The organism is Vibrio sp. 1288 (genome assembly GCF_033344475.1).
Genome location: NZ_JAWPOX010000595.1, coordinates 1 through 670, shown reverse-complemented (window position 1 = coordinate 670; position 670 = coordinate 1). Strand labels below are relative to the sequence as shown.

At 50.0% G+C, this 670-nt stretch carries 1 protein-coding gene; it reads right to left on the bottom strand.

Translation table 11 applies throughout. The features are described from left to right. Nucleotides 1–670 (bottom strand): AMP-binding protein (locus R8O11_RS28225; protein WP_318195001.1); only part of this gene is annotated, 670 nt, incomplete at both ends.

Genomic DNA, 670 nt, shown 5'->3' with positions numbered 1-670 from the left:
ACCGTCGTTTTCGGTTTGCATGACGTCATCACCGTGGTGCCAAGTATCCGCAAATTTGCTCCAGTAAGCATCGTGATAACGTTCGCCATTGTCATGCCAAAAGCCGATAGGAAAGTTTGGCAGCGAGTTGTTACATGTCAGTTCTCCGCGTTGTGAAACTACTTCGCGTCCTGCGTCATCAAGCACTTTTACCTTGTTGCCGAGCCCCGCACCTTGGCATTCCCCTTTGTAGACGGGAGAGATCGGGTTACCAAGAACAAAGCAGCCACAAATGTCGGTTCCGCCAGCGATGGAAGCTAAGTGTAAATCCTGTTTGATATGTTGATAAACGTAACTGAACTGCTCAGGATAGAGCACGGAACCTGTGGAGCATAAGGTCTTCAGCGAATCCAAATTATGCTCTGACCGAGGCGAATAATTGGCTTGCTCAAGCGCTTCGAGATACTTTGCAGAGGTGCCAAACAGTGACACCGACTGTTCTTCCGCCAAGCGCCAAAGCACAGAATGGTCGGGGGACACGGGGCTACCGTCGTAAATCACCAACGTGGCTCCGCTCGCGAGTGCGGAAACATGCCAGTTCCACATCATCCAACCACAAGTGGTGTAGTAGAAAACCTTGTCGAGAGGTTTTACATCGCAGTGCAGCTGATGTTCTTTCAAATGATTGAGT